At 64.5% G+C, this 5,982-nt stretch carries 6 protein-coding genes and 1 pseudogene; 4 read left to right on the forward strand and 3 right to left on the reverse strand.

Going from position 1 to position 5,982, the window contains the following annotated elements; genetic code table 11:
• Positions 1-193 (forward strand): annotated as a pseudogene (locus EOA36_RS37795) (hypothetical protein); the annotation flags it as partial.
• An 84-nt stretch (positions 194-277) separates the two neighbouring features.
• Here the strand turns inward: EOA36_RS37795 and EOA36_RS24705 are convergent.
• Complete coding sequence (locus EOA36_RS24705) at positions 278-1,195, reverse strand: LysR family transcriptional regulator (protein ID WP_127279803.1); 918 nt, start codon at positions 1,193-1,195, stop codon at positions 278-280.
• A 141-nt stretch (positions 1,196-1,336) separates the two neighbouring features.
• Here EOA36_RS24705 and EOA36_RS24710 point away from each other — a divergent pair, with 141 nt between their 5' ends.
• Positions 1,337-1,975: a DsbA family protein gene (locus EOA36_RS24710; protein WP_127279804.1), complete on the forward strand. Its 639-nt coding sequence runs from the start codon at positions 1,337-1,339 to the stop codon at positions 1,973-1,975.
• Between the two features lie 40 nt (positions 1,976-2,015).
• Positions 2,016-2,627 (forward strand): NAD(P)-dependent oxidoreductase, encoded by a 612-nt coding sequence (locus tag EOA36_RS24715; RefSeq protein WP_127279805.1) that lies wholly within the window; start codon positions 2,016-2,018, stop codon positions 2,625-2,627.
• 217 nt (positions 2,628-2,844) lie between these two features.
• Here EOA36_RS24715 and EOA36_RS24725 read toward each other — a convergent pair whose 3' ends face one another.
• Positions 2,845-4,290 (reverse strand): ROK family protein, encoded by a 1,446-nt coding sequence (locus tag EOA36_RS24725; protein WP_127279806.1) that lies wholly within the window; start codon positions 4,288-4,290, stop codon positions 2,845-2,847.
• Between the two features lie 34 nt (positions 4,291-4,324).
• The gene (locus EOA36_RS24730) at positions 4,325-5,233 is read right to left on the reverse strand and encodes a tagatose-bisphosphate aldolase (RefSeq protein ID WP_127279807.1); all 909 of its coding nucleotides are present in this window, start codon (positions 5,231-5,233) and stop codon (positions 4,325-4,327) included.
• 280 nt (positions 5,234-5,513) lie between these two features.
• Between EOA36_RS24730 and EOA36_RS24735 the strand changes: the two genes are divergently transcribed.
• Positions 5,514-5,982 (forward strand): sugar-binding domain-containing protein (locus EOA36_RS24735; protein ID WP_127279808.1); only part of this gene is annotated, 469 nt, incomplete at its 3' end.

Below are 5,982 nucleotides of genomic sequence, written 5' to 3' on the forward strand. Positions count from 1 at the left end.
GGCAAAGCCGACGCCGCAGGACAAAAAACCAAATCCTCTCCCCGCAACCAAATTAAACCGCCCGCCAGAATCAAACCCGGAGGGCCGTTTTGCGGTCGAACCAGAGATCAATCCGCCCCCCAGGCGAGAACAAGCCCGCGACGCACAACAAACAAATCCCACCGACCAAAACAATCCATACAAACGCCCGTAGCAATCGCCGCGGGCGTTTTGTTTTTGGGAGATGGCATAACCGCTTTAATGTAAGTCATTCCTGACCTTCCGCGGCGGTCACATCTCACAGCATCGCGCTGCCGCGCGATCGTTTTTTCTCGGCGGCGGCGAGCAGGTCTACAAATACGCGTACCTTGGCGGGCCTGAACCTTGCCGGCGGAAAGACGGCGTGGATGCCGCCGGTGGGCAAGGCCCATTCGGCAAAGACCGGCACCAGCCGTCCTTCGGCGATATCATCGCTGACGCTGTAGTCGGGAAACACACCCAGCCCTATGCCGGCAAGCACGCAGGCGTGGGCGGCCGGGCTCTTGTCGCATGTGATGACCGGATTGAGCTCGGTCAGCACCTTGTCACCATTCCTGGAAAACAGCCATTGGCCGACACCGCGAAGCTGGGCGTTTCCGACCCAGGCCAGCGATCGCGCCTGGCGCGGGCTCACACCCTGCGGCAGGCTCGCGGCGAGGGCAGGACTTGCCACCACGATCTGCCGTATCGTGCCCAGGCGCCGCGCCTGGTTCGAGGAATCGGCAAGCCAGCCGACGCGGATGCCGAGGTCGATCTGCTCGTCGACCAGATTGCTTACCGCATCGTCGAAGATCGCCTCGACGCGCATATGCGGATAGGTTTTCAGATAGGCGGCGATGACCGGCGCAACGATCTTCGTGCCGTAGTCGAGCGGTGCGGTCAGTCTCAGCATTCCCGCCGGTTCGACGCCACCGCGCGAAATCTCGCCATAGGCGGCTTCCGCTTCCCGCAGAATGATCATTGCACGGTCATAGAAGAGGCGTCCCTCTTCTGTCGGTGTGACGCGGCGCGTCGTGCGTCGCATGAGAGACGCGCCCAGTTCTTCCTCGAGCTTGCCAATTTGATGGCTGACCACGGCTTTGGCGACGCCAAGTCGGTCGGCTGCCGATGTGAAGGACCCGGTCTCCATCACGGTGGTGAAGTAAATGAGGCGATTGAGGTTCAGCAGGTCGGCCAAAGTGATCGCTTTTGTCTGATTGGATCAGACAGTTTGTATTATTGGTAGCCATTTATCGCAAGACCGCCCGCTGCCAACATATGGGCCAGGACATTTGACGGTCAGGTCGCGGGGAGCCCCGCCAACGGACATCAGGCAATCATGCGCAACTCAGGCGTGACTTACCTTTTCGATCCGCTCTGCGGTTGGTGCTACGGCGCCACCCCAATGCTGGACAAATTGATGGCAGGCGGCGTGCGCGTCGAATTGCTGGCGACCGGCCTGTTTTCCGGCGCCGGCGCGCGTCCGATGGATGAGGGGTTTGCCGCCCATGCCTGGGCCAACGATCAGCGTATCGAACGTCTGACGGGACAGCCGTTCACGCAGGCTTATCAGCGCAACGTTCTAAACGTTCGTGGCACTCTGCTGGACTCCCATACCGCCACGCTCGCCATCAGCGCCGCAGGCCTGGAAGATCCCGGCCGGCGGCTGACCGCGCTGAAGGCGATCCAGCGGGCACGCTATGTCGACGGCCGCGATATCGTCACCGCCGGCGGTGTCGCCGAGGTGCTCTCCGCCGCTGGCATGGCGGATGCGGGCGAGTTGCTGGCGGCGCCAACGGAGCGGCTGCTGACGGCTCACCGCGAACTGGTCGGTCGCGGCCGCGCGTTGTTCCAGCGCTTGCATGCCAATGGCGTGCCTTCGCTGGCGGTCATCCGCAACGAAGCGCCCCGGCTCATCGGTTCGAACGCGCTGTTCGGCAGCTTCGACAATCTCGTCGCCCATATCGCTGCGGCCTGATCTCCACCCAATCAGCCTCCAACAGGAAATGGAAGAAGACATGGCAAAAGTTGCTCTTATCGGCGCCTCCGGCGCCGTCGGTTCGCGCCTGCTCAAGGAACTCTCCGACCGTGGCCATACGGTCACCGGCATCGCCCGCAGCCCGGAAAAGATCGCGGCGCTGCCCGGCGTGACCGCCAGAAAAGGCGATGTCTTTGACAGGCAAGGTCTCGCCGATTTGATCCGCGGACACGACGTGGTGATCAGCTCGGTGCATTTCCTGGACAGCGACCCCGATACGTTGATCGCTGCGGTGCGTGACTCCGGCGTGAAGCGGTATCTCGTCGTGGGCGGCGCGGGCAGTCTCGAAGTCGCGCCCGGCAAGCGGCTGGTCGACACTCCCGAATTCCCCGAGATCTACAAGGCCGAAGCACAGAAGGGCGCCGACTTCCTGGATAAGCTCAAGACGGTCGGCGATCTCGACTGGACGCTCCTGTCGCCTTCGGCCCTGTTCGTCCCAGGCGAGCGCACCGGCAAATACCGTCTCGGCAAGGACACGCTTCTCGCCTCGGACAAGGGCAGCAGCATTTCCTTCGAGGACTATGCCATCGTCCTGGTCGACGAGATCGAGAAGCTGGCGCATGTCAGGCAGCGCTTCACCGTCGGCTATTGATACAGCGCTGCGCAAGTGACGAGCGTCGCAAAGTGACCGCTCGTCATCTTCGCTAGTCCTCAGGCTGGAAACGCGGGCCGGCGATTGCCGTGATGACCGAGATCATGGATGCCATGAGGCTGAAGCGGCGGCGCGGCGGCATGCCGAATCCGCCTGGCAGATCGCTCGCAGGACGCTTCGGCTGCCGCCGGCATGACCGGCGCTGGCACCGAGCGACTCAGGCGTCGCTGGCCAAGGTCGCGCGCAGCCATGCGGTGATGGCATCGAAGTCGATCGGCCGCGTGGTGTCGACGTCGAACAGCGGTCCGCGCCGCAGCGGTTCGGCGCGTTTGGCCAGTTCAATCAGTTCAGGGATATAGGCAGCGCCGGGATGGCCGGGGAGGCGCTGGCCGAGCCTGGCGCCATAACGTTCGGCCAGAACCTCGCCGGGCGCGTGGCACCAGATCTCGACGGTGTGTTCGACGCCGGCCTTGCGCAGATGATCCTCGAGCACTTGCCGCGGCTGGAAACCGAACCAGGCGTCGACGATGAAGGTGCTGCCGGCCGGGGCGTCGCCGACGACCGACCAGATTGCCTGGTAGCTGGCGCGGCCCAGCGTGCGGTTGAATTCGCGATCGGCGCCGCCGAGCACTTCGAGGAACGGGTTTTTGACCGTGTCGAGTGCAAGCAGCGGCCATCCCATGCGGTCGGCGATGCCGCGTGACACGGTGCTCTTGCCGCTGGCCGGGATGCCGTTGACTAGCACGGCGCGTCTGGCGCGACCAAGGTTAACGGAAAGCGATGTCGATGCCGGGGCCGAAAGCGCCTGGAGCCCGGCGCCGATCACACCGGCATCGTCGCCGAGCTGTGCCGGCTCTACCGGGCATTGGTACCAGGGCGCCAGCGCCGGCGCGTGGCCGAGCGCTCTGTGTGCCGCGAGGCCAAGCCCACCGCCAAGCAGAACGAGGTCGGGGTCGAACATGGCGACGGTGGTATCGATCGCCGCGCGCAGCGGCCTTGCCCAGGCTTCCAGTATGCTGCGCGCCTCGATATCGCCGGCCACGTCGCGAGCAAAGAGCTGGTCGACCGAAACGTCAGGCCCAAAGCCGGCGCGCGCGATGTGGCGGCCAAGCGCCGTGCCGGAACTGGTGGTTTCGACACAGCCGCGCCGCCCGCAGGCACAGACCTCGCCGTCGACGTCGACGGTGATGTGGCCAAGTTGCCCCGCCGTTGCCCGGCCGCGCATGATCCGTCGGTTCTGGGCGACGGCGCCGCCAATGCCGGTGCCGATGGTGAACATGGCGATGTTGTCGTGGCCCCGGCCGGCGCCAAGGGCCATCTCGGCGGCCAGCGCCATGTTGCAGTCATTGTCGAGGACAACAGGCTTGCCGGTCATGCTTTCCAGCCGCTGCGCGAGCGCGACCGAGGCAAGGTTGACGTAACCTCCCGACAGGACAGCGCCGCGGCGCGCGTCGACGCGTCCGGGAACGCCGACGCCGATGGCCGCCACCTCAGGCGTATCGAGAAGGCGCACCATGTCGGCGATGCGGCCAAGCACCAGCTCCGGGTCGGGCGCGCTTTTCTCGCAGAGGCGTTTGAGGATTTCACCCGTGCGCGAGATGCGCGCGGCACGCAAATTGGTGCCGCCGATATCGATCCCTATGGCCATCGACTTATGTGGCATGATGTCCTGCACGTGCCGGTGATCCAACGGGATGTCAGGCGGCGGCCTTTTGCCGATAGTGCCCGATCACCGCCTGGATCTCGCGCAATCGCGGCACCGCGATGGTCTTAAGCCTTTCGCGCTGAATGTCACGGTCGAGCGAGATACAGTCCTTCCACAGTGAACGGCCGGCGATCACGCCGGAGGCACCATTTTGCATGGCGATCTCGACCTGGCCGAGGAAGGTGGCGTGGTTGACGCCAGCCGAAAGTACGGCCCACGGCACTTCGCCGGCCATTTTTGTGATATTGGCACAGGCTTCCGGCGTTCCGGGGTAGGGAAGCTTCAGCACCTTTGCGCCGCATTCCAGCGAAATCCTGGTACCTTCCTCGACCAGCCAGGGCGTCTTGGCCGCATAGTCTTCCGGACTTTCTCCGTCGAGCTGATAGGTCAGGAATTCGACGACGAGCAGCAGGTCCTCTTTGCCGAAGTCGGTAATGCACTGGCGCAGCATGGCGATGTTGTGTTCGTTGGCCTGCGGCTTGTCGGCCCTGAGATAGACCATGATCTTGCCGCCCGTGCCGCCGAGTTCGCGCACGCGCCGCGCGTCGATGCCGGGAACCAGCCGCGACAGGCGGTAGCCTTCCGGCGAAAGGTCGAACCCGGACGCGTCGAGGCCGATGAGGAGTGCGGTATCCCGGTTCAGCACGCCCTCGTCGACCACTCTCGGCACCGCGCAGAGCGGGTCGAGCAGCACGCAGGACGCAGCGCTTGCGAGGTAGCGCGTGATGTCGGCCTTGGTGTCGCCGAGCATGTCGTTGGTGATCCTGGCCTGGTCCGCGGGGTCTGATGCCAGCAAGGTGCGCATGCCGCCGCGCTGGTCGCAAGCGATGGCCACCATGGCGCCGTCCTTGCCGCATATCTGCTGGTAGCCGCGCAGTTCCGCGGTGGTCATCTTCGTCATGGTTTTCTGTCCGATGTTGGCGCTCTCTCGCCGAGGCGCTGATCCCGTGGAAACAATGGTCAGTTTGCCTGCCTGCCGGCAGGAAGATTTTGCCGCCTGATGCATCGCCGGCTGCCAGCACAAGCAGCCTTGCCGGCGCGTGGCCTGGTATGGCCCTCAAGTTGCGAGTTCACCGGATTTGCGCGATAACTCCCATCGGCGTATACGTGTGTAACACGTTGCTGAAAGGAATTGCAAGCTGTCTGTTCCCTCCGTCCAGGACGCGACCGCATCGCGCACGATGCTGCACACGGTTGCAAAGCTGCACTATGTGGAGGAGATGTCGCAGGTCGACATAGCGCGGCAGCTCGGTGTCTCCACCGCGACGATTTCGCGTTTGCTGCAGAGGGCGCGGGCCGAGGGCATCGTGCGCATCGAGGTCATCGACCTGGCGACGCCGGAGGATATCACCAGGCAACTGGTCGACGGGCTGAAATTGCGGGATGCCGCGGTTGTCGAGACGCCGGCGGCGGGTGGGTTGACGGCGCTTTCCGCCCCGCTTGGCGCTTTGCTCAGGCAGGCGCAGCTGGTTGCCGGCTCCGTGGTCGCCATCGGTTGGGGGCGCGCCGTGCGCGAGGTCATCCGATCCGGCCTGCCGCGCATGCCGGGCGTGCTGACAGTGGCAGCAACCGGCGGCATGCAGCAGCACGCGGCGCATTTCCAGGTCAACGAATTCGTGCGGCTTGCCGCGGAGGAGTTCGGCGGCACAC

The organism is Mesorhizobium sp. M8A.F.Ca.ET.021.01.1.1, from assembly GCF_003998025.1.
Lineage (GTDB): Bacteria > Pseudomonadota > Alphaproteobacteria > Rhizobiales > Rhizobiaceae > Mesorhizobium.